Here is a 22146-nt window from a genome sequence, read left to right on the forward strand (position 1 = left end):
GGGTTTTATGCCAGAAGTAAGATGCTCTGTTTCCAATTGTTCATTTTGGGGACAAGGTAACTTTTGTCAAGCAAGTGCGATTATCGTTCAGCCAGATGCAGATGAAACAGGTCAAACTGAAAATGAATCGTATACAAGTGCAGTTTTAACAAACGAGACGCTAGAAAGTTCTGTGGCAACGAGTGTAGAAACTTGTTGTCATACATTTAAGCCAAAATATTAACACATATTCCACCTCATATACGTGAGGTGGTTTTTTCTTTTCCTCTTCTTGTTTACGTCCTCCCCAATTCTCCCTATAATAAAATTAACATTTTTTATGAATACGAAGGTGAAATATATGACTAAAACAATTGCAGATATCGCCAAATTGGCTGGAGTTGCAAAAAGCACAGTTTCTCGTTACTTAAACGGTGGATACGTAAGTGATAAAACAAAATTTAAAATCGAAAGTATTATTCAGGAAACAAATTTCTCTCCCAATACATTTGCTCAAAGCTTAAAAGCAAAAACAACAAATTTAATTGGTGTTATTATCCCCCGATTAGACTCCTTCGCTACAATGAAAACTCTTATCGGGATTGATAATACGTTACAGGAAAATAACTATCAAATGCTTGTAGCAAATGCAAATCAAACAATTGAAACTGAAATACAAGCAATGGAAAACTTTATAAAACAAAGGGTAGCTGGCATTATTTTATTAACAAAAACTTTAACAAATAAGCATCAACAAATTATTGCTAATTCAAATATTCCTATTTTATTCGTTGGGCAAGAATATAAAGATCAATATTGCCTCGTTCATGATGATTATGATGCAGCTTATGAGTTAGGAGCATACGTGTTATCACAAGGGCATAGAAATATCGCCTATTTAGGGGTAGAAAGAGATGATATTTCTGTTGGTATAAATCGAAAAAACGGTTTTCAAAAAGCAATTGAAAATTTAGAGCCGACTTGCAGTGTTTGTTATTACGAAACATCTTTCCAAATAGAAGATGCCATGAAACAAGTACAACATATTTTAAGTAATAACCGTCCAACGCTTATCGTATGTGCTACAGATAACATCGCACTTGGGGCAATGAAAGTCATTCACTCCCATTCTCTTTCTGTACCAAATGATATTTCTGTAACAGGATTCGGGGGATATGATATTTCAGAAATGGTACACCCTAGCTTAACGACAATTGCGTTTGACTATGAGTATGCTGGAAAGCTTGCTGCCACTTCTCTTTCACAGCTTGTCCAAAACAAAACTATACCAAAAATATTACACTCTCGTTATACATTGAAAATTCAAGAAAGCGTTGACAAAATTTAAAGGCACTCTATAATAAAAATAAAACCGGTTCCATATTAAAAAACAGGATTCTTCACATCAATTCCCTGTTTTTTATTTTAATTATTTACGGAACCGGTTCCATAAAATATCGTAAGGGGGCATTTTTATGAATATGAAACAAATCGCAACACAAGTATTACAAAATATCGGCGGAAAGGAAAACATTGTTCGCGCTACACATTGCGCTACTCGCCTTCGTCTTGTACTAAAAGATGAAACAAAAATAAACGCTTCCGAAATTGAAAACATCGATGAAGTGAAAGGTGCTTTTGCAACGACTGAACAATACCAAATTATTTTTGGAACTGGCATAGTAAACAAAGTATATGATGAGTTTTCAAAACTAATTGGAATAGCTGAATTGGATTCTACAACATCAAATGATATATCTAAGAAAAAAATGAATCCCATCGCTCGCCTAGCAAAGACATTATCTAATATTTTCGTTCCAATTATTCCAGCTATCGTCGCAAGCGGTTTACTTATGGGACTACTCGGAATGTTGAAAGCGTTTAAATTAGTTTCTGGAGATCACTCACTTATCCAATTACTTGATATGTTCTCAAGTGCAGCTTTCATTATTTTACCTATTTTAATCGGGGTTAGTGCCGCTAAAGAATTTGGTGGAAATATTTTCTTAGGTGCAGTTGTTGGTGGTATATTAACTCACCCAAGCTTAACGAATCCTTGGACTCTTTCAAATGCAAAACCAACTGTTTTACATTTTCTTGGTATGAATATTGATATGATTGGCTATCAAGGCACTGTTTTACCTATTCTGTTATGCGTATATGTCATGAGTACAATTGAAAAAGAACTTCGAAAACGCGTTCCAAACTCTTTAGATTTATTAGTTACACCATTCTTAACGATTATTATAACTGGCTTTTTATCACTTATTATTATCGGACCGATTGGATATAAAATCGGTGACGGCATTACGTACCTTTTAAATACAATTTATCAATTTGCAGGGCCAGTAGCTGGTCTTATATTCGGTGGGCTATATTCAACAATTGTTCTTACTGGCTTACATCATAGCTTCCATGCTATTGAAGCAGGCTTACTCGCAAATAAAGATATCGGTGTCAATTTCTTACTCCCTATTTGGTCAATGGCGAACGTTGCTCAAGGTGGGGCTACTTTAGCAGTTTATTTCAAAACAAAAAACAAAAAAACGAAAGAAATTGCAATTCCAGCAGCAGCTTCAGCATTTTTAGGAATTACAGAACCAGCTATTTTTGGTGTCAATTTAAAACTTGGTAAACCATTTATTGCAGCAGCTATTGGTGGCGCTATTGGTGGCGCTTACGTTGTTTGGATGCAAGTAGCGGCTAATGCATACGGTTTAACAGGTATTCCAATGCTTACAATTGTTGCACCTCTTGGCATAATGAATATGATTCACTATATAATTGGATTCGCTATTGCAGTTATCACTGCTTTTGTTGCCACATTCATTTTATATAAAGAAAGTAAACAATAACGAGGTGAAAACCTATGTCAAAATATAAAACAATATTGCAATCTGATAAAGACGAATTACATTCTTTATATGAAATTGCAAACCAAGATTCATGGAAACCAATTTATCATATCCATCCATCCTTTGGATTAATGAATGATCCTAACGGTGTATCATACTACAATGATGAATATCATGTTTTTTATCAGTGGTATCCATTCGGTCCCACTCACGGAATGAAGCATTGGGGACATGTGAAATCAAAAGATCTTATTAACTGGGAGCGTATGCCTGTAGCTATCATACCTACTGAAAGCTATGAATCGCACGGTGCATATTCTGGTAGCGCTATCGTAAAAGACGAACTTCTTCACTTACTGTATACAGGAAATATAAAAAAAGCTGATGATTCCCGTGATGCAAAGCAATGTATGGTAATAATGGATTCTCAATATAAGATGACGAAATATAGTAATAATCCTGTTATTGATGTAATTCCTAACGGATATACAAAACATGTGCGTGATCCAAAAGTATGGAAACATAACGATATATACTATATGTTACTCGGTGCACAACGCAAAAATAAAACTGGAACTCTTTTACTATATAGGTCACAAGACCTATACAATTGGCATTTCCAAGGTGAAATTACAACAAACTTAAAAGAATTTGGATTCATGTGGGAATGCCCCGATTACTTCCAATTATCAGGGAAAGATGTACTTCTCTTTTCACCTCAAGGAATTGAAAAAGAAGAAGAAAATTTTCAAAATGTATACAATGTTGTTTATGCTATAGGACATTTCGATATTGAAAATTCACATTTCCATGTTGATTCATATTACGAGGTTGATAAAGGGTTCGATTTTTATGCCCCTCAAACTCTAAAAGACTCTACTAGTCGCCGCCTATTGTTTGCTTGGGCAGGATCAAGTGAAATCACATACCCTTCTGATGATTATATGTGGGCTCATTGTTTAACACTTCCACGTGAATTAACATTAGAGGACAACATATTAAAACAAAAACCAGTTTCAGAATTAGCAAAACTACGAACAACAAAAAAAGAAATTTCAGGAGATATAAAAGCTGGATTAAATATATTATCAACACTTGATCACAAAGACTCCTATGAATTAATTGTTACTCTCAAAACAGAGAATGCAAACCTATTCGGACTTTCTCTTTTCCATAATGAAGAGGAATGTTTTCCAATTACATTTAATCGGAAAGAAGGCACTGTTTCTATAGACAGGAGCAACTTCTGCCATCAATTTGGCGGAGAATATGGTTATGAACGCTATAAAAAAATTAATATTCAAGATACGATAGAACTACAAATATTTGTAGATGCAAGCATCGTGGAAATTTTCTTATACGATGGTTCAACAGTCTTTACGTCCCGAGTGTTTCCTCGAAAAGACTTGAAACATCATATAGCAATCTTTTCAGATGCAAAACTAAACTTTATCATTACACAATATAAGCTGAAAAGAGGAATTGTATGAGAAATGTCTTTTGTATCGGTGAACTATTAATTGATTTCGTTTGCCGAAATACCAATGTTTCTTTAGTAAACGGTTCAGATTTCGAAAAAAAAGCTGGTGGAGCACCCGCTAACGTTGCTGCTACTATTACAAAATTAGGTGGACACGCTACATTTATGGGACAAGTAGGAAACGATCCATTTGGTGAATTTCTTGAACAAACTTTACAACATGCACATGTGGACACTTCCATGCTCATAAAGGATAAACAAACCACACTTGCATTCGTATCTATCGATCAAAATGGTGAGCGTGATTTTACCTTTATGCGTGGCGCAGACGGTGAATATCATTTCAATAGCATTGATTTATCAAAAATAAAAACGAATGATTTAATCCATTTTGGTTCAGCGACAGCTTTATTGTCCAGCCCGTTAAAAGACACATATTTTCAACTTCTACAACATGCAAGAGAAAGTGACCAGTTTATTTCTTTTGATCCAAATTACCGAAATGCGCTCATTACAAATACCGAACAATTTATTCAAGACTGCTTAACCTTTATAAAACATGCTCATTTTGTAAAAGTAAGTCAAGAAGAAGCGATTATGCTTTCTAAAGAGAGTGATTTACAACAATCTGCACTCAAATTATTAAATCATGGTGCGAAAGCCGTAGCTATTACACTCGGAAAAGACGGTACTCTTCTTGCAACAAAAGATAAGCAAACTATTGTACCTTCTATCTCCATTCAACAAGTTGATACTACTGGCGCTGGTGATGCTTTCGTTGGAGCGATGTTATACCAAATCGCTAAAAGCGAACAAACGTTTCCTCATAATTTCGAAGATTTAACAACGTTTATCTCCTTTGCAAATAAAGTAGGTGCTCTCACATGTAAAAATTACGGAGCCATTGCCTCTCTTCCATCATTAACAGATGTAAAAGCATACGATTAATCGTATGCTTTTTACATTCCTCTCCAAAAATCATGCATCATAAAAAAGTACAAAATAACGAGAATAGCTGTCCCGCATAAGGTAATGCGCCGATATATACTCTTCTCACCTTCTCTTGCTTTCACAAATGCCAAAATAAATCCGAAGAACAATATTAAATCAACATATGGAACATAAAAAGAAAAAACGAGAAACGAATACAAATACACGATAAATAAACAGGTCGTTACTAAGAAAACTTTAAAGGCAAATTCACTTTTCATAATGTAACCGCCCCCTATCTGTACTGTATTATATTCAGCAAAATCCAATAGTTGCAGTTAAACTCGAAGTAGAAATAAGCTACCGTCTATAATACGGTAGCCTATTACGGAACATTATATTTTCGTTTATATATATTACTTAAAACCGAAGAAGGAATTTGCTCGTAACGAATTTTCTCTCCAGTTTCATCCACAATATACAAATTGTTTCCTATATAATATATTCCATCTTTTCGCTTTGAATACACTTTATATCTTTCATTCGGCAATACCGTTTTCACTTTCGTTAACTGCCCATTTGGTTCTTGCCAATATATATCGGCACGGTCTACTAACGTAAGCACGCCAATTTGCTCTTCCTCTACTTTACGACCATTCCAGCTCACGACGCGGTAGCCAAGCTTATTCGCCTCATATTCGGGGCTCGTATGAAAACGGGAAATGATTACTTTTGTTTGTAATTGGACTCGGTCATATAGCCACTGTATATCTCTGTCATGCATACGAATGCAACCATTTGATTCCCTACTTCCAATTGTCCATTCCCGATTTGTCCCGTGAATCGCATATTCATTTTTATCTAGTCCAAGCCATCTCGTACCAAGAGGGTTATTCGGTGCACCACCAGCTATTTTTTTCCGATGGTATTCTTTATTTTTATATTTAGTTATAATACAAAAATTACCTTCAGGCGTAGGTGTACGATCTCTTCCAGTTGTTACGGGGAATGTTTTTGTATAATTTCCATTTTCAAAAAAAGATAATTGGTTTGTCGTAAGATTCACTAATATTAGATGATCTGTATCAGCAAAGGCACTAACTGGTAGGATGAAAAATAATAGTATGACGAAACATAATTTTTTCACCTATATCCCTCCCCTAGCGCCACTATAATAAGTGGAATTAACTTTACTTTGCTCTTATAAATGAAAACTATCCATTTACAATAACGCCCCCATTTACATGTATCATTTGTCCGGTAACATAAGATGAATCGCTAGACGCTAAATATACGTATGCTGGCGCTAATTCATACGGTTGACCAGGCCTTTGCATCGGAACATTGCTCCCGAACTGAGCAACCTTCTTCTCATCAAAGCTTGATGGAATAAGTGGTGTCCAAATTGGCCCAGGCGCAACACCATTTACACGAATCCCTTTTTGCACTAACGATTGGGAAAGTGACCTTGTAAAAGCAACGATTGCTCCTTTCGTTGCCGAGTAATCAATTAAAGTTTCATTTCCTTCATACGCAACGATAGACGCCGTATTTATAATGACATCCCCTTGCTTTAAATGAGAAAGTGCTGCTTTCGTAACGTGAAAATAAGAAAAAATATTAATACGAAAAGTCTTTTCTAACTGTTCTGCTGTAATATACTCTAGCCCTTGCTGTGGATATTGCTGCGCGACATTATTTACTAAAACATTTACACTACCTAGCTGCTTGACGGTCTCTTCTACAATATCTTTACAGTGCTGTTCATCACTTAAATCACCTGGTAACAACACACACTTTACACCTTCTTGTTCTACACGTTGCTTCGTCTCATTTGCATCTCCATCTTCATCTAAATACGCAATCGCAATATTCGCTCCCTCTTTCGCAAAAGCGATGGAAACAGCTCGTCCAATCCCGCTATCCCCTCCTGTAATTAATACATTCTTTCCTTTTAACTTTTCGCTTCCTTTATAGTTTGGATCTTCAAACTGGGGAAGTGGATTCATTAATGATTCAACACCGGGCTGTTTATTTTGATGTTGGGCAGGCATTGTTACAAAGTTTTTTTGCTGTGGCATAGCTTCTTTCAACTCCTTTTCCTTATAATATGCGCACAATAAAAACTGAAATTCACACATCGATTTACGATTAATATTCGAATTTACGACACAAAATATGAATTGTTGTAAACTTTTTATGCAAAACTATTGCAAAATAGTTAAAAAACGAATATTATATATAACTGTTGTGAAAATTATTCGTAAACAGAAAGGATGTTTATATGTTTAACCTTTCAAAACATAAAACTTCTATTAAAACTGAAATTATGGCAGGTATTATTACCTTCTTAACAATGGCATATATCATTGTCGTAAACCCTGTCATCCTTGGGGATGCAGGTGTTCCATTTGAACAAGCATTTACAGCAACAATTATCGCTGCTGTTGTCGGAACATTATTTATGGCGATCTTTACAAACTTACCAATCGCAATTGCACCAGGTATGGGATTAAATGCTTACTTCTCTTACTCTGTTGTAAAAGCTCATGAAGGCATGACTTTCGCAATTGCATTCTCTGCTGTATTCGTAGCAGGTATGATTTTAATTTTGTTATCATTCACATCTTTCCGTACAAAATTAATGGAAGCAATTCCTGAAAACTTAAAACATGCAATTACTGCTGGTATCGGTCTTTTCATCGCCTTTATCGGTTTACGTTTAACAGGTATCGTTACAAAAAATGAAGCAAACTTAGTTGGACTTGGTGATCTTCACTCTGCTCCAGTACTACTAGCATTAGCTGGACTTGGAATTACAATCATCCTTATGTCTTTAAATGTAAATGGTGCACTATTTATCGGGATGCTATTAACTGGTATTATCGCTTTCTTCACAGGACAATTAACATTCTCAAACGGTGTTACATCAATGCCTGGATTACCAGAAGGAATTATCGTTTCAAATCCAATTACTGCTGTATCTGATGTAATTAACTACGGATTATACGGCGTTGTATTTTCATTCTTCCTTGTTACATTATTCGATACAACAGGTACATTACTTGGTGTAGCTCAACAAGGTGGATTTATGAAAGACGGAAAACTTCCAAAAGCTGGACGAGCTCTTCTATCTGATTCATTCTCAGCAACAATCGGTTCTATGTTCGGAACAACACCATCAACAGCTTACATCGAATCATCTGCTGGTGTTGCAGCTGGTGGTCGTACTGGTTTAACAACTGTTACAGTAGCCGTTCTATTCGCACTAGCAGCATTCTTCGGACCATTAGTAAGTGCCGTTTCTGGTGTATCAGCTATTACTGCACCATCATTAATTATCGTTGGTAGTCTTATGATGGGATCAGTTCGCCACATCGATTGGGACGCATTTGATGAAGCATTCCCAGCATTCTTAGTAATCTTAAGCATGCCACTTACATCAAGTATCGCAACAGGTATCGCACTTGGATTTATTTCATACCCACTTATGAAAGTGGCAAAAGGTAAATTCCGTGCTGTTCACCCACTTGTGTATGTATTTGGAATCTTGTTCGCTTATCAATTGATTTTCTTACCACATTAAAATCCCTCATAAAGAGGGATTTTTTTATACATAAAAAAGTAGCGCATCAAATTTCGATGCGCCACTTTCCTTTTGCAACAATCAAACGAACTACTTTTAACATTTCTCATTTACTTGTAATTCTTTACTGTACTTTTGAATGAAAATTGACGAAATAACCAGTATCATCCCTATACTAAAACCAATAAGCTGATCTAGTAGCATTTCATCATGAATGAACCAGCGCAATAAAAATACGCCACAAAAAATAAACATCATAGTAAATCCAGTATGCCTAAGACCTTTATATACATTTTCCATATGTATCACCTCTTCACATACTTTTATCCATATTATACCATACATCCATCAAGCAAACGTATTGTCCTCTGGCAGCATGCAGCTACCTTTTGATCGTGTGTTACAACTAGCGTTTTACAAACTCTTTAAACATTTAAACATTCATACATTTTTAAAAAGTAACGGATAAGCAAGCAATACAAAAAAGGCTGCGGAGAAACTCTTCTCCACAGCCTAATCATTATTTTTGTAAAAACGCCTGTAAATCTGCAAACTGTCTCTTTGCATCTTCATAGCCTTGCTCATATAGATTTTGTAGTTTTGCTGTATCTTTTTCCATACGATCTACTTGAAGCGGCACTTCTGGACGAATAACAAATAAATTCCCAGCTTGTTCTTCTTTTTCAATATAGTGCAGTGTTTCATTATATACTTCATAACGATTCAACATCGTCTTCACAAGGTTCGGATACTTTTTATATGCTTTCGCTGCCACCCATCCAAACTTTGACTTTTTCTTCGCATAACCATGATTTCTCGTTAAAATTACGACTGATTTTTTAAATCCATCTTCCTGTGCTTTACGAACTGGAATCGGATCCGAAATCCCGCCATCTAACAATTGCTTACCACGGTAATTTACTACTGGTGCAATGAAAGGTAATGAACTAGATGCTTGTAATAAATTTAGTGCATCATCATTCGTTCCTTCTTTTTCAAAATAAACAGACTGTCCTGTTTCACAATCTGTTGTCCCTACAAGGAAACGCTCTGGGCTATTAAAGTATGTTTCAAAATCAAACGGAACATGCTTTTCTGGAATCTCATGAAAAATGAACTCCATATCAAATAACTGGCGTTTTCTCCATAAGTTTTTATACGATAAATATTTCGGATGTGATGCATAATCAATATTTACTGTTTTATTTCTATTTCTTTGTCTGGAAAGATACGACGCTGCATGACAAGCACCAGCAGATACACCAATTACATATGGAAAATATAAATCTTGTTCCATAAAGTATTCTAATATCCCGCCCGTATATACACCACGCATACCGCCGCCTTCTAATACTAACCCCGTATTTTCAAGCATGTTATTCTCTCCTCTTTATATATTGACTCTTTAATTATTCACTATGTTAAGTATCTGTTTCTATTATATATGAGTTCTTTTAGAAATTATATTCAAAAGACTTGAAATGAAGGAGTTTTTTCTTCCAATTATATTTCCAAATGATCGGAGACATCCTTTATAAATCTTTGAATAAAATCTTGCTCTTCTTTCGTATATCTATCTAAAAGTAACAGCCACTTTTCTTCAGCTTGTTTATGCAATGTATCATGAGCTTTATATATTTCATTTCCGCTTTCCGTTAAACGAAAGAATATTTCTTTTTGATTATCTAACATTTGCATCTTCTCAACGAATTGCTTTTGAAACAACTTTGTACAAATTTTAGAGATTGCCCCCTTCGTCATTCCCATTTCTGTCGTAATAGCAGTTACATTCATCAAACCATTTTTCCCGATACACTCGATCACATGTAATTCAGATAAAGACATACCACTTATACCTGTCTCACGAAGAAACTTCTCATTTTGCAATTTCAAATGTTCTTCTTTTTTATGTAAAAGCGTACGAATGCCCGAAAGTATTTCCATTTGTTTCGTTGTATAATCCAATCCATTCGCCCCCTAAGTTTCCAAAGAAACAATTTAACTATATACCATTTTAAAATCATTTTTTCATATTTACAAGTGAGAAAATCATGTTAAAATAAATTTAGTTTCCAAGGAAACCAAATGACAAGGAGGTTAACATAATGAAAAAATCCAAGCTACATTTCATTTTATATGTTGTCTGTATGAGTGCCTTACTCGGTTCCTTCGCTCAAAATATTTACACGCCTATCTTGCCCATGATTCAAGATTCTTTTCACACTTCTCTTTATCTTGTAAATGTAACAGTTTCCCTTTTCACATTCGTTCTTGCGATTATGCAGCTCATATATGGACCTTTCATTGATACAAAAGGGAGAAAATCTGTCCTTATTCCTAGTTTGATCATTAGTACAATCGGTTCAATCGGATGCGCTCTTTCGGCGAACGTTTATTTATTTCTGTTTTTTAGGACAGTTCAAGCTATAGGAATAGCGGCTATACCTGTAGTCGCAGCAACGATTATTGGCGATTTATTTGAAGGAAAAGAACGAGGAGAAGCAATGAGCCTTTATCAAATGTTACTTGCTCTCGCACCTGCGATTGGTCCCCTCATTGGTGGTTATCTCGGCAGTATAAACGGCCATGTATCCGTATTTCTCTTTTTATCTATACTTGGCATTCTCTTATTAACGATAAACATTTCACTACTTCCAGAAACAAAACCAACTGTAAGTAAGCAACCGCAATCAAAAAAGAATCACTGGTTTATCTTAAAAAATAAAACTGGATTTTCTATTACTCTTATTGGCTTTATTCAATTTTGTATTTACTTTTGTTTCCTCGTTTTCTTACCGAGTATTTTAACGAATTTATTTCACTTAACTGCAAGTGCAATTGGTCTTATGTTTGTACCGATGTCCCTTTCTATTATGTTAGGAAGTTATTACTTCAAGCTTTTACAAAAGCACCTCACAACAAAACAAGCTTTATTCATTACTAGTTTCTTCAATATTATATGTGTCACTTTATTCTCTTTCACATATAGCATCAATATCCCATTCATTATTATCGTTACATCTTTGTACGGTTTTAGTATGGGACTTTCTATGCCAACACACACTACTTTATTAACAGAAGAATTCGTACAAGAACGCGCAACTGCTATCGGTATGTACAACTTTATGCGCTATCTCGGTATGGGCACAGGGCCACTTATAGGTGGATTTCTTGTATTTAATCAAAATTACTTTTGGATTTTCTTCCTAGGTGCAATTATGTTTCTACTCATAATCTTATATGCGATGAGAATGCTACGCTTCCCTGCCACACAAAAGGCAAAATAGAGACCTGCAGATGGTCTCTATTTTAAACCCGTTGATCCGCAACGATATGAATATCAATATACTTCGTTTGCCTCATAATTTCATTTACAATTGAACCTTTTCGAATTTCTTCCCAACGTGTTCTCGCCGATTGTCCAAGTAAAATTTGCGTTACTTGTAATCTTTTCGCGACTTCAATAATAACATCCGCTGGCTTCCTTCCTTTGGCCTCTTCTAAAACAAAACTCGCATCAAATTGATTCGTTAGCGACTTCCACTCTTCAATTGTTTGCTTTTTCCCTGCTGAAAGAGAATCTATATTTTCCCTTTCAACGTTTAATACATATAATTCAGCGTTTAACCGATCAGCCATGCGCCATCCCCGTCTTATTAATTTCTCCGCTGTTGAACTGTATTGTACACAAACGAGAATTTTTTCTTTTACGCCAATCGGTTCTATTACTGTTTGGCTAATTTTCTCGTCCATATCATCTGCAACTTCTCGAAGTGATAATTCCCTAAGCGCTCCTAAATTATTAAGTGTAAAGAAGTTATGTAAGCTTTGCTGAATTTTTTCTTCTTTATATATCTTTCCGTCTATTAGTCTCTTCCTTAATACCTCAGGCGTTGCATCAACGAGCTGAATTTCATTTGCTTTTTGTAAAATAAAATCCGGAATACGTTCTCTTACTTTTACATTCGTAATTTGAGCTACAATATCATGAACACTTTCTAAATGTTGAATATTAAACGCTGATAATACGGATATACCGGCATCTAACAATTCCTGTACATCCATATAACGTTTCTTATTTTTAGATCCAGGAATATTACTATGCGCGAGTTCATCCACAACAACGACCTCGGGGGCACGTTTTATAATTCCTTCCACGTCTAGTTCATAAAATACTTTCCCTTTATAATCTATTTCTTTTAAAGGAACTTGTTCTAAATCAGCAATTGCATCTTCTGTCTCTTTTCTCCCGTGCGTTTCAATTAAACCAATTACAATATCCGTACCATCCTTTTTCATCTCTCTAGCATCATAGAGCATTTTATAACTTTTCCCTACCCCTGGAGCCGCTCCTACATATAGCTTTAACTTCCCGCGATTTTGCTGCCGGATATATTCTAAATATTCCTCTGGCGTTCGCCTTTGAAAAGTTGGTTTATAGTCATCCGCATACAAAACACTCACAACCTTTCTTTTGAAACAACGCTACCTCAATCCGTTAGATTGAGGTAGCACTGTTACTATTTCATTAATTTCTGTAATTCTAAATTTAACTTTAAGACGTTCACGCGGTTCTCTCCAAATAAGCCAAGTGCCGCACCTTCCGTTTGATCCTTAATCAATTGATCTAGCATTTCTTTCGGAATTTTCGTTAATTTTGAGATGCGATCCACCTGTACAGAAGCGGCCTGTGGGCTAATGTCAGGATCAAGCCCTGAACCTGAATTCGTCACTAAATCAATTGGTACTTCTGTCACTGGAAAAGCCCGGTTTTGTTTCTTCCATTCTTCAATACTTTTCTCTACTCGTTTCTCTAAATCTGGATTAGACGGTGCATAGTTATTGGAACCAGATGCTTCTGCCTTATATTCAATACTAGAAACACGCCCATGAAAATAACGTGGGTCTGTGAAATTTTGACCAATTAATTTAGAACCAATCACTTCATTTTTATCATTATATATTAGACTTCCATCCGCATTATCCTTCATTACCGCTTGTGCAATACCAGTTACAATAAGTGGGTATACAAGGCCACACAACACTAAAAATGTAAAAGTAATCCGGATGATTGGTGATAGTATACTTTGTTTCTTCGCCATCTTTTTCCCCTCTTCCTTATATAAACAAGCCGACAATTATATCAATTACTTTAATTCCAATGAACGGTACAATCACTCCGCCAAGTCCATAAATAAGTAAGTTTCGGCCAAGTAGTGCATTCGAACTCATCGGTTTATATGCGATACCTTTCATCGCCAATGGAATAAGTAACGGAATAATAACAGCGTTAAATATTAATGCTGATAAAATCGCTGACAGTGGTGATGTTAGTTTCATAATGTTTAATTCTTCCATTTGCGGAATCGCAAGTGTAAACATTGCTGGAATGATTGCAAAATATTTTGCGATATCATTCGCAATACTAAACGTCGTTAACGCACCACGCGTCATTAATAATTGCTTACCGATTCCTACAACCTCAATAATCTTTGTCGGATTCGAATCTAAATCAATCATATTCGCTGCTTCTTTTGCAGCTGTCGTCCCACTATTCATTGCTAATCCAACGTCAGCTTGCGCTAGTGCCGGAGCATCATTTGTACCATCACCTGTCATCGCTACAAGTTTCCCTTTATCTTGCTCTGCTTTAATAACTGCAATTTTATCTTCTGGCTTACACTCAGCAACAAATTCATCTACTCCAGCTTCTTTTGCAATGGTTGCTGCTGTTAATGGATTATCACCCGTACACATAACCGTTTTAATCCCCATTTGACGCAATTGTTCAAAACGTTCACGCATACCAGGTTTTACTGTATCTTTTAAATAGATTAAACCGTAAATACGATTATCCACTGCAACTACAAGTGGTGTCCCACCCTCTTTTGAAATGAGATCTGCTTTTTGATTTACATCTTTCGGAATCGTTCCGCCTTGTGACCTAACCCATTCAATCACGCTACCTACAGCACCTTTTCTCACTTTCGTTCCGTCTTGTAAATCGACACCACTCATTCTCGTTTCTGCTTTAAACGGAACAAACTCACCTTGTTCTGCAATTTCTCGATTATATGATATAGACTTCGTTTTTACATATTCGATAACTGATCGACCTTCTGGTGTTTCATCTAAAACTGAGCTAATAGCTGCCCATTTCCCTACTTGCTCAATCGTTTCATTTCCTACAGGTAATAATGTATGAGCCATGCGGTTCCCGAAAGTAATTGTACCTGTTTTATCTAAAATAATTGTATTAATATCTCCCGCAGCTTCTACTGCTTTCCCTGACATCGCTAACACATTAAACTTCGTCACCCGGTCCATCCCAGCAATACCAATCGCTGATAATAACCCACCAATTGTCGTTGGAATTAAACAAACTAACAACGCAACAAGTACAGCTGTATCAATTTGAAATCCTAAATAGTTTGTAAAAATCGGTAACGTCACAACAACAATTAAGAAAATAAGAGTTAAGCTTGTTAATACTGTATTTAAAGCAATCTCATTCGGCGTTTTTTGGCGAGCAGCGCCTTCTACTAACGAAATCATTTTATCAATAAATGATTCACCAGGATTACTCGTAATAACAATCGTAATCTCATCACTGACGACCATCGTACCACCTGTTACGGAACAAAAATCACCGCCCGCTTCTTTTATAACAGGAGCCGATTCCCCTGTAATCGCAGATTCATCAACAGACGCTAACCCTTTTATAACTTCCCCATCACTTGGAATCATTTCTCCTTGTTTTACAATAACAACGTCACCTTTTCTCAAATCAGTTGCTGAAACTTGAACAATATCCCCATTTTCTTTTACAACATTTGCAAACACATCTTTCTTCGATTGTTTTAAAGAATCAGCTTGCGCTTTCCCCCGCCCTTCCGCTAACGCTTCTGCAAAGTTAGCAAATAAAACTGTAAATAAGAGAATGAGAGAAACTGTTATATTAAACCATCCTGGTACACTACTAGAATGACTTGGAAGAAACGATAAAATGAACGTAATGACAAACCCAATTTCTACAACGAACATAATTGGATTCTTTATCATAACTTTCGGATTCAATTTCGCAAAGGATTGTTTCATCGCATGTGTCACGATATCACGATCCATCGTTTTCGCTTGTCTAACTTCATCTTCTACCGCATGTATATGTGACTCATTTACTCTTTTTTCTTTTACTACTACCGGTCTCATCATTTACCCTCCATTACTTCAATGTAAGAAATTCTGCAATTGGGCCGAGTACTAACATTGGAAAGAATGTTAATGCACCGACAATTACAATTGTTCCGATGAAAATGCCGCCAAATAAACTATTGTCCGTACGGAACGTTCCGACTGTTTCTGGCACAACCGTCTTTTCTTTCAAAGAAGCTGCAACAGCTAGCATCGTAATTAAACTGAAATAGCGCCCTAAAAACATAACTAAACCAGTTGTAATATTCCAAAACGGTGTATTATCCGCTAATCCTTCAAATCCAGATCCATTATTCGCAGCTGACGATGTATATTCATATACTACTTGCGTTAAACCGTGGAAACCGGAATGAGAAATGGCATCCGTTCCTAAACTTGTTGAAAGAGCTAATGCTGAAAATCCTAAAATAAGCAGTGGATGAAATAGTATTGTTACCGCAATTAATTTCATTTCCTTACCTTCAATTTTCTTACCTAAAAACTCTGGTGTCCGTCCAACCATCAATCCAGATATAAAGACTGCGATAATCGCATACATAATAATGTTCACAAAGCCTGCTCCAACGCCGCCGTATACTGTATTTAACATCATATTTACGAGCGGTACTAACCCGCCAATTGGTGTTAACGTATCATGCATCGTATTCACGGCTCCGGTTTCAGCTGCTGTCGTCACTGTTGCGTATAGGGAAGAAAATACTGTTCCAAATCGTACTTCTTTTCCTTCCATACTTCCTTGTACATGCTGTATACCCAGTCCATTTAACGCTGGATTCCCATGTAATTCAGATGTCGTAATCGTTATAAACCCTAGTAAAAACACCATAAATAGTGAAACGAAAAGGATACGCCCTTGCTTTTTATTGCCTACCATTCGTCCGTACGTAAACGGAAGTGCTGTTGGCAACAACATCATAAGCATCATTTGCAAAATATTACTCATTTGCCCTGGATTTTCGAAAGGATGTGTAGAGTTTGCTCCGAAAAATCCACCGCCGTTATTTCCAAGTTCCTTAATAGCTACGAATGATGCAACAGGCCCGCGTAAAATACTTTGTTTTGCGCCATCAATCGTTTGTGCCGTAACGGCACCTTCTAACGTTTGTGGTACACCAAGTGCGACAAAGACTAGTGCTGCAATACATGCGATAGGAAGAAATACTCTCGTTAATGCTCTCGTAAAATCAACGAAAAAGTTACCAAGTTCTTTTCCAGCAAGCCCTCTTATAAATGCCATAACGAGTGCTAACGTCGTTGCCGGTGCTGCAAACATTAAAAATGTAATTCCAATTGATTGTGATAAATAAGATAAACCATTTTCACCGCTATAATGCTGTAAGTTTGTATCAGCCATAAAACTAATTGCTGTATTAAAAGCGAGCGTAGGCTCCATTCCTTCAATGTGTGCTGGATTTAATGGCAATACTCCTTGCAGTCTGAAAATGAAATATACGACAACAATCATAAATCCATTTAATAAAACTAATGATAGTGCGTACTGTTTCCACGTTTGATTGTATTCTTTTACACCCGTAATTTTAAAAATAAGTTTTTCAAAAGGCCCGAATACTTTATCTAGCTTTTTACTACCTTGAAAAGCTTTCTCTAAATAAATTCCCGTTGGCTTTGCCACAAGAATAAACAACAGCATTGTAATAACAACTGCGACCCAGATCATAATGAATGACTCCCCCTAATTAAAACTTTTCCGGATTTAATAATGCATAGACTAAGTACACCGTAATTGCTGCAACAATAACCGATAAGACAATCATCATGATTGCTTCCCTTCTTTCACAACTTTATCTGACCAACTTGCAAGACTTGCCATTGATGCGACTAACACAACAAAAATTCCGATCATTACAACATCTAACATAGCTACCCCTCACTCCCTTTTGTTAAAATTTACCACTAAAATATTAAAAAAGAACACTGAGCTCTACTCAGTGTTCAAAAAATGAACAACAAAAAGTAAACCTCCTCTCTAAACGCTTACGAGGTTAGCTGTCGGATTCGGGCCTAAAGAGTAGCCCTACTTTCAAAACTGAAAGATTCACCCCAAGTGACGATGCACAAAATTGGTTCCCCCGCTCCATTTCTGGAACTCAGCGATTTTAGGTTTTTTTGGAAATTTTATGAATGATTTATGAGAGTAAATATACTCCTCTATATTTCACTTGTAAAGAGGCAAATTACTAAAAATAAGAATATATATATCTGTTTAAACGCTTACATCATGTATTATTAATACTCTTTCATCTCTTTTCTCGTCTTTTCTTTCTTTTTCATAGAAATGATCTTTTAAATACGAAATAAAAAGAGCGAATGATATGAAGTGCATAGCTTGTTGCACTTCGCATTCGCTCTTTTTTCACTCCCTATTTATTCTCCTCGTAAAAAAGCACGTAAATTTCTCCCACGAATATAAACTTGTGACAATTCTGCATGTAGTTGCTCATATTCGATAACATCTGTTTTTAAATATAAAGCGTCTTTCGATGGCAATATGATATAGGGCCTTGGAAAAATAGGATCGAGCACCACCAATTCTTGAACTCGCTCTACCGATACCGCCCAACGATTCGCTATATCTCCTAGTAACAACACCTTCATCTTCTTTTCCCCCACCCTATTCAAAAAATAAAAAAGAAATATTATCACAATTCGTAAACACGACAAATGTAGCTCCAATTGTTTCATAGAGCCTCGCTGGATATCGTTTATTTCTTGTAACAACAGTAATAGGTGCTTGAAAAGAAAAGCGAATATGTTCTGTAAAGAAGCTAACGATTGGAAGCTCATCACCTAGTAAAATCACCTTCTTAATACACTCACAAATACTAGTAAAATCCTGCTCCTGACTACAACTATACGTCCAATCAAATCCACAATTCCTAACTTCAGCCGCTATCTCTTCATTTGCTGTAAAAATAATTAACTCATGTTGAAATGCTACTAAATCTATTAGACTATTTACCTTACTTTCTTCTCCAACACAAATAAGTGTTAATTCCATGTACCTCATCCTCCTTAGCATAAAAGAAATCAAACATAGATTGATATTCCCCTATACTAATCAGATCGATGAAGTGATGTATCCATCATGGCACCGTCCTCTCTCAAGACGCTTACGAAGTTAGCTGTCGGATTCGGACTTTGAGAGTAGCCCTACTTTCAAAATTGAAAGATTCACCCCTAGTGACACTTCACAAATTGGTTCCTCCGCTCCATATAATTGGACTCAGCGTATTACAAAAAATATATTCTGGCTGATATATTACTCTTGTATTTGGAAAAAGTAAACAGAAAAAAAGTCAGTTATACAACTGACTTTTTTCCTACTTATACATGCGCTTTATTCAATTTATCCCGTATTAACGGGCAGTAAGACCCCCACCTCAAAATTCAGTGGAAGCAAAGGAGTCAGGTGGGGATCGGGCTGCTCGTAAAAGCCCGATTGGTGAGGGCTGATAATCAGTGGGGGATGCCCCCCACTGATTAAAGCTTCACTTTATACGCAAAATGATTCGTCGGTCCATGACCACTTCCAATATGCAGCGGCTCTTCAATTGCTATACTAATAAATTGTTTTGCTTCTTGAACTGCCTCTTCAATTGAGTATCCTTTCGCAAGCCCTGCTGTAACCGCTGAAGCAAATGTACACCCACTTCCGTGCGTTTGCTTTGAAGGAATTCGTTCACTCTTAAATTCGATAAACTGCTCACCATCAAAGAGTAAATCAACTACTTCATTACCTTGATATTCTGCATGTCCGCCCTTCATAAGTACATATTTCGCACCTAGTTCATGCAGTACTTTCGCAGCTTCCTTACTATCTTCAACATTATGAATCTCCATTCCAGTTAACACTTCTGCCTCAGGAACATTCGGCGTTACAACTGTTGCTACTGGTAATAAATATTCTTTTAATGCTTGAACTGCTTCTTGCTGTAATAATGATGCACCGCCCTTCGCAATCATAACGGGATCTAGCACAATATTATTCCAGCCAAACTTCTTAATCTGTTCTGCTACAATTTGAATAATTTCACTGCTAAATAACATTCCTAGTTTCACAGCATCTGGTGTTAAATCCGTACCAATTGAATTCAACTGTTCCGTAATACCTTCTAATGGAACTGGATATACCCCTTGAACGCCAAGCGTATTTTGAGCAGTAATTGCCGTAATAGCCGTCATTCCGTACACACCAAGCTCTTGGAATGTTTTTAAATCTGCTTGGATTCCAGCACCGCCTCCGCTATCAGAACCTGCAATTGTTAAAGCTTTATTTACTTTCATCCCACTCATCCTTTTCTATCCAAAATATCGATGATAAATTGTTTTTGCTTCGCTTATATCTTTCGTTCCATGTACAAGTACACGACCATCTTTAAAAGCAACTAATCTCTTTTCTTCCACAGAAAATGATAATAAATATGGATTTACATTTAAATCATTCACACGATCATTCAGCAGCCCTTTGTATCGTTCAAAATCCATTTCCTCTTTATGAGGTGGTCTAATTTGAACTGTATTTCTCCCGCATAACACTGCTGTTTTCGATGTATTATCTTTATTTAAATACGGATACAACGCATTCTCTCCGCACGAAGGACAATTATGCTTACGAAGCTTTTGCACATTCATACATGAATATTCATTCTTCCATACATCAAACGACACAAGTCCATCTCGAAGCGATTCGTAATCTTCTACTAACAGTTTAAGAGCTTCCGTTACTTGATGAGAAACGACGAGAGATACAGCAGGCGATATAATCCCCGCTGTATCACATGTCGCCCCGCCAAGCGGAATCGATTGTAATAAACAAGATAAACATGGCGTTTTACTAGGAAGAATTGTGTAAGAAAGGCCGTAACTCCCTACACATGCTCCGTAAATCCATGGAATAGAATGTTTTTGCGCTATATCATTTACAATGAAACGCGTTTCGAAATTATCAGTTGCATCAATAATTACATTAACGTTTGTAACGAGTTCTTCTAATTCCTCAGCCGTTACGTCTTGAACGCGAGCTTCTACTCTTACTTCACGATTAATCTCTTCTAGACGTTTCTTTGCCGCTACAGCCTTCGGAAGATTATTTTCCACATCACTCTCTGCGTACAATTGCTGCCTTTGTAAATTACTCCAATCGACATAATCCCGGTCAACAATCGTTACTGTGCCTACACCAGCTCTTACAAACAGCTCTGCATTTGCACTACCTAATGCACCTGCACCGATAATAAGTACATGTTTTTCTCTTATTTTTCGTTGCCCTTCTTCTCCAATTGGAGAAAATAGTTCTTGGCGAGAATATCGATTATTCAACTACACTCATTCCTTCTAAAGGACTACTTGCTGTTGCACAACGTTTACGTGCAATACGACCTGCCTCAAATCCTAAACGTCCTGCTTCAATACCTAATTTCATTGCCTGCGCCATTTTAATAGGATCTTTTGCTCCTGACACAGCAGTATTTAATAACACACCATCCGCTCCTAATTCCATCGCAAATGCTGCATCAGCTGGGCTACCAATACCAGCATCAACGATAACTGGTACTGTCGCTTGTTCAATAATGAAGCTCAAATTCAATGGATTTACAATACCAAGTCCTGATCCAATTGGAGATGCTCCTGGCATAATCGCATGCACGCCAAGTTCTTGTAATTTACGTGCTAATACAACATCATCAGATGTGTACGGAAGTACGATAAATCCTTCTTTCAGTAACATTTCAGATGCCTTTAACGTCTCTACCGGATCAGGTAATAACGTTCTATCATCACCAATAACTTCTACCTTTATCATGTCACAAAGCCCAGAAGCTTTTGCTAATTTTGCAATACGAACAGCCTCTTCAGCATTTTTTGCTCCGGCTGTATTCGGTAATAACTTATATTTTTTCACATCAAGTTTCTCTAATAAATTTGGCTGCTTTGCATCAAATATATCCATACGACGTACTGCGAACGTTAAAATCTCAGCCTCAGATACATCAATTGCCTTTTGCTGCACATCAAAATCAGGGAATTTTCCTGTTCCTAATAAAAGTCTAGAATGAAATGAAAATGGTCCAATGTTTAACATA

At 36.5% G+C, this 22146-nt stretch carries 24 protein-coding genes, 1 pseudogene and 2 riboswitches; of the genes and pseudogenes, 7 read left to right on the forward strand and 18 right to left on the reverse strand.

From position 1 onward, the window contains the following. Positions 1–7: 7 nt before the first annotated feature. From COL05_RS05670 to scrK, 5 genes are all read left to right on the forward strand, one after another. Positions 8–223 carry a DUF1540 domain-containing protein gene (locus COL05_RS05670; protein ID WP_001115486.1) on the forward strand — a complete coding sequence of 72 codons (216 nt, stop codon included), beginning with the start codon at positions 8–10 and terminating at the stop codon, positions 221–223. A gap of 117 nt (positions 224–340) precedes the next feature. Continuing rightward, positions 341–1327: a LacI family DNA-binding transcriptional regulator gene (locus tag COL05_RS05675; protein WP_098667889.1), complete on the forward strand. Its 987-nt coding sequence runs from the start codon at positions 341–343 to the stop codon at positions 1325–1327. A 127-nt stretch (positions 1328–1454) separates the two neighbouring features. Further along, positions 1455–2834 carry a sucrose-specific PTS transporter subunit IIBC gene (locus tag COL05_RS05680; RefSeq protein WP_098667890.1) on the forward strand — a complete coding sequence of 460 codons (1380 nt, stop codon included), beginning with the start codon at positions 1455–1457 and terminating at the stop codon, positions 2832–2834. A gap of 14 nt (positions 2835–2848) precedes the next feature. Continuing rightward, complete coding sequence (locus COL05_RS05685) at positions 2849–4324, forward strand: glycoside hydrolase family 32 protein (RefSeq protein WP_098667891.1); 1476 nt, start codon at positions 2849–2851, stop codon at positions 4322–4324. Beyond that, entirely contained in the window at positions 4321–5262 is a 942-nt protein-coding gene (scrK, locus tag COL05_RS05690; RefSeq protein ID WP_098667892.1) for a fructokinase, read from the forward strand. Before COL05_RS05685 ends, scrK begins: the two co-directional genes overlap by 4 nt. Before the next feature lie 11 nt (positions 5263–5273). Here the strand turns inward: scrK and COL05_RS05695 are convergent, their stop codons facing one another. From COL05_RS05695 to COL05_RS05705, 3 genes are all read right to left on the reverse strand, one after another. After that, complete coding sequence (locus tag COL05_RS05695; protein ID WP_098667893.1) at positions 5274–5525, reverse strand: hypothetical protein; 252 nt, start codon at positions 5523–5525, stop codon at positions 5274–5276. A 104-nt stretch (positions 5526–5629) separates the two neighbouring features. After that, a complete protein-coding gene (locus COL05_RS05700) occupies positions 5630–6391 on the reverse strand; it encodes a L,D-transpeptidase (protein WP_098667894.1) in 762 nt (253 codons plus the stop codon). Positions 6392–6458: 67 nt separating this feature from the next. Further along, positions 6459–7325, reverse strand: a complete 867-nt coding sequence (locus tag COL05_RS05705; protein WP_098667895.1) for an SDR family oxidoreductase — start codon at positions 7323–7325, stop codon at positions 6459–6461. Between the two features lie 203 nt (positions 7326–7528). Between COL05_RS05705 and COL05_RS05710 the strand changes: the two genes are divergently transcribed. Next, positions 7529–8830 (forward strand): NCS2 family permease, encoded by a 1302-nt coding sequence (locus COL05_RS05710; RefSeq protein WP_048526278.1) that lies wholly within the window; start codon positions 7529–7531, stop codon positions 8828–8830. Positions 8831–8926: 96 nt separating this feature from the next. Here the strand turns inward: COL05_RS05710 and COL05_RS05715 are convergent, their stop codons facing one another. The 4 genes and pseudogenes from COL05_RS05715 to COL05_RS05725 form a co-directional block, all read right to left on the reverse strand. Next, entirely contained in the window at positions 8927–9175 is a 249-nt protein-coding gene (locus COL05_RS05715) for a hypothetical protein (protein ID WP_098667896.1), read from the reverse strand. Further along, positions 9163–9240: pseudogene (locus COL05_RS30880) on the reverse strand (ABC transporter ATP-binding protein); the annotation flags it as partial. The pseudogene COL05_RS30880 and the gene COL05_RS05715, both read right to left, overlap by 13 nt. 110 nt (positions 9241–9350) lie before the next feature. Further along, positions 9351–10205 carry a patatin-like phospholipase family protein gene (locus tag COL05_RS05720; protein ID WP_098667897.1) on the reverse strand — a complete coding sequence of 285 codons (855 nt, stop codon included), beginning with the start codon at positions 10203–10205 and terminating at the stop codon, positions 9351–9353. Positions 10206–10333: 128 nt separating this feature from the next. Continuing rightward, entirely contained in the window at positions 10334–10795 is a 462-nt protein-coding gene (locus tag COL05_RS05725; RefSeq protein ID WP_098667898.1) for a MarR family transcriptional regulator, read from the reverse strand. Between the two features lie 140 nt (positions 10796–10935). On the opposite strand from COL05_RS05725, the gene COL05_RS05730 reads away from it, so the two are divergent. Further along, on the forward strand, positions 10936–12117 hold the full coding sequence (locus COL05_RS05730; protein ID WP_098667899.1) for an MFS transporter: 1182 nt from the start codon (positions 10936–10938) through the stop codon (positions 12115–12117). A gap of 22 nt (positions 12118–12139) precedes the next feature. On the opposite strand, the gene kdpDN is transcribed toward COL05_RS05730, so the two are convergent. The 11 genes from kdpDN to thiG all read right to left on the reverse strand — a co-directional run bounded on the left by kdpDN (position 12140) and on the right by thiG (position 22145). Then, the gene (gene kdpDN, locus COL05_RS05735) at positions 12140–13294 is read right to left on the reverse strand and encodes a KdpD-like non-kinase potassium sensor (protein ID WP_098667900.1); all 1155 of its coding nucleotides are present in this window, start codon (positions 13292–13294) and stop codon (positions 12140–12142) included. Positions 13295–13350: 56 nt separating this feature from the next. Beyond that, complete coding sequence (gene kdpC, locus COL05_RS05740) at positions 13351–13932, reverse strand: K(+)-transporting ATPase subunit C (RefSeq protein WP_098667901.1); 582 nt, start codon at positions 13930–13932, stop codon at positions 13351–13353. Between the two features lie 16 nt (positions 13933–13948). After that, positions 13949–16039: a potassium-transporting ATPase subunit KdpB gene (gene kdpB / locus COL05_RS05745; protein WP_142337362.1), complete on the reverse strand. Its 2091-nt coding sequence runs from the start codon at positions 16037–16039 to the stop codon at positions 13949–13951. Between the two features lie 13 nt (positions 16040–16052). After that, entirely contained in the window at positions 16053–17720 is a 1668-nt protein-coding gene (kdpA, locus tag COL05_RS05750) for a potassium-transporting ATPase subunit KdpA (protein ID WP_098667903.1), read from the reverse strand. A 19-nt stretch (positions 17721–17739) separates the two neighbouring features. Then, positions 17740–17820 carry a K(+)-transporting ATPase subunit F gene (gene kdpF, locus COL05_RS05755; RefSeq protein WP_000973728.1) on the reverse strand — a complete coding sequence of 27 codons (81 nt, stop codon included), beginning with the start codon at positions 17818–17820 and terminating at the stop codon, positions 17740–17742. Next, positions 17817–17921: a SipW-dependent-type signal peptide-containing protein gene (locus tag COL05_RS05760; RefSeq protein ID WP_000887889.1), complete on the reverse strand. Its 105-nt coding sequence runs from the start codon at positions 17919–17921 to the stop codon at positions 17817–17819. The genes kdpF and COL05_RS05760 overlap by 4 nt, the downstream gene beginning before the upstream one ends. Positions 17922–18020: 99 nt before the next feature. Next, positions 18021–18166: riboswitch (cyclic di-AMP (ydaO/yuaA leader) on the reverse strand. 261 nt (positions 18167–18427) lie between these two features. Continuing rightward, on the reverse strand, positions 18428–18658 hold the full coding sequence (locus tag COL05_RS05770) for a hypothetical protein (RefSeq protein WP_000866315.1): 231 nt from the start codon (positions 18656–18658) through the stop codon (positions 18428–18430). A 16-nt stretch (positions 18659–18674) separates the two neighbouring features. Continuing rightward, a complete protein-coding gene (locus COL05_RS05775; RefSeq protein WP_142306529.1) occupies positions 18675–19061 on the reverse strand; it encodes a hypothetical protein in 387 nt (128 codons plus the stop codon). A gap of 93 nt (positions 19062–19154) precedes the next feature. Then, a riboswitch (cyclic di-AMP (ydaO/yuaA leader) is annotated at positions 19155–19302 on the reverse strand. A 241-nt stretch (positions 19303–19543) separates the two neighbouring features. After that, positions 19544–20356, reverse strand: coding sequence for a bifunctional hydroxymethylpyrimidine kinase/phosphomethylpyrimidine kinase (thiD, locus tag COL05_RS05780; RefSeq protein ID WP_142337363.1), 813 nt, complete (start codon positions 20354–20356; stop codon positions 19544–19546). A gap of 6 nt (positions 20357–20362) precedes the next feature. Continuing rightward, complete coding sequence (locus COL05_RS05785; RefSeq protein ID WP_098667907.1) at positions 20363–21382, reverse strand: thiazole biosynthesis adenylyltransferase ThiF; 1020 nt, start codon at positions 21380–21382, stop codon at positions 20363–20365. Continuing rightward, a complete protein-coding gene (gene thiG / locus COL05_RS05790) occupies positions 21375–22145 on the reverse strand; it encodes a thiazole synthase (protein WP_098667908.1) in 771 nt (256 codons plus the stop codon). Before thiG ends, COL05_RS05785 begins: the two co-directional genes overlap by 8 nt. Position 22146: the final 1 nt, after the last annotated feature.

Origin of the sequence: Bacillus sp. AFS059628, from assembly GCF_002571225.1 — a bacterium.
In the GTDB taxonomy this organism is placed as follows: domain Bacteria; phylum Bacillota; class Bacilli; order Bacillales; family Bacillaceae_G; genus Bacillus_A.

Coding starts and splice junctions, on each gene's coding strand:
- COL05_RS05675 (WP_098667889.1), top strand. CDS start 341: ATGACTAAAACAATTGCAGATATCGCCAAATTGGCTGGAGTTGCAAAA.
- scrK (WP_098667892.1), top strand. CDS start 4,321: ATGAGAAATGTCTTTTGTATCGGTGAACTATTAATTGATTTCGTTTGC.
- COL05_RS05770 (WP_000866315.1), bottom strand. CDS start 18,658: ATGAAGGTGTTGTTACTAGGAGATATAGCGAATCGTTGGGCGGTATCG.
- COL05_RS05705 (WP_098667895.1), bottom strand. CDS start 7,325: ATGCCACAGCAAAAAAACTTTGTAACAATGCCTGCCCAACATCAAAAT.
- kdpF (WP_000973728.1), bottom strand. CDS start 17,820: ATGATGATTGTCTTATCGGTTATTGTTGCAGCAATTACGGTGTACTTA.
- COL05_RS05730 (WP_098667899.1), top strand. CDS start 10,936: ATGAAAAAATCCAAGCTACATTTCATTTTATATGTTGTCTGTATGAGT.
- COL05_RS05715 (WP_098667896.1), bottom strand. CDS start 9,175: ATGTATGGTATAATATGGATAAAAGTATGTGAAGAGGTGATACATATG.
- thiG (WP_098667908.1), bottom strand. CDS start 22,145: ATGTTAAACATTGGACCATTTTCATTTCATTCTAGACTTTTATTAGGA.
- COL05_RS05760 (WP_000887889.1), bottom strand. CDS start 17,921: ATGTTAGATGTTGTAATGATCGGAATTTTTGTTGTGTTAGTCGCATCA.
- thiD (WP_142337363.1), bottom strand. CDS start 20,356: ATGAGTGGGATGAAAGTAAATAAAGCTTTAACAATTGCAGGTTCTGAT.
- COL05_RS05680 (WP_098667890.1), top strand. CDS start 1,455: ATGAATATGAAACAAATCGCAACACAAGTATTACAAAATATCGGCGGA.
- COL05_RS05695 (WP_098667893.1), bottom strand. CDS start 5,525: ATGAAAAGTGAATTTGCCTTTAAAGTTTTCTTAGTAACGACCTGTTTA.
- COL05_RS05670 (WP_001115486.1), top strand. CDS start 8: ATGCCAGAAGTAAGATGCTCTGTTTCCAATTGTTCATTTTGGGGACAA.
- kdpA (WP_098667903.1), bottom strand. CDS start 17,720: ATGATCTGGGTCGCAGTTGTTATTACAATGCTGTTGTTTATTCTTGTG.
- COL05_RS05710 (WP_048526278.1), top strand. CDS start 7,529: ATGTTTAACCTTTCAAAACATAAAACTTCTATTAAAACTGAAATTATG.
- kdpC (WP_098667901.1), bottom strand. CDS start 13,932: ATGGCGAAGAAACAAAGTATACTATCACCAATCATCCGGATTACTTTT.
- COL05_RS05720 (WP_098667897.1), bottom strand. CDS start 10,205: ATGCTTGAAAATACGGGGTTAGTATTAGAAGGCGGCGGTATGCGTGGT.
- kdpB (WP_142337362.1), bottom strand. CDS start 16,039: ATGAGACCGGTAGTAGTAAAAGAAAAAAGAGTAAATGAGTCACATATA.
- COL05_RS05685 (WP_098667891.1), top strand. CDS start 2,849: ATGTCAAAATATAAAACAATATTGCAATCTGATAAAGACGAATTACAT.
- COL05_RS05775 (WP_142306529.1), bottom strand. CDS start 19,061: ATGGAATTAACACTTATTTGTGTTGGAGAAGAAAGTAAGGTAAATAGT.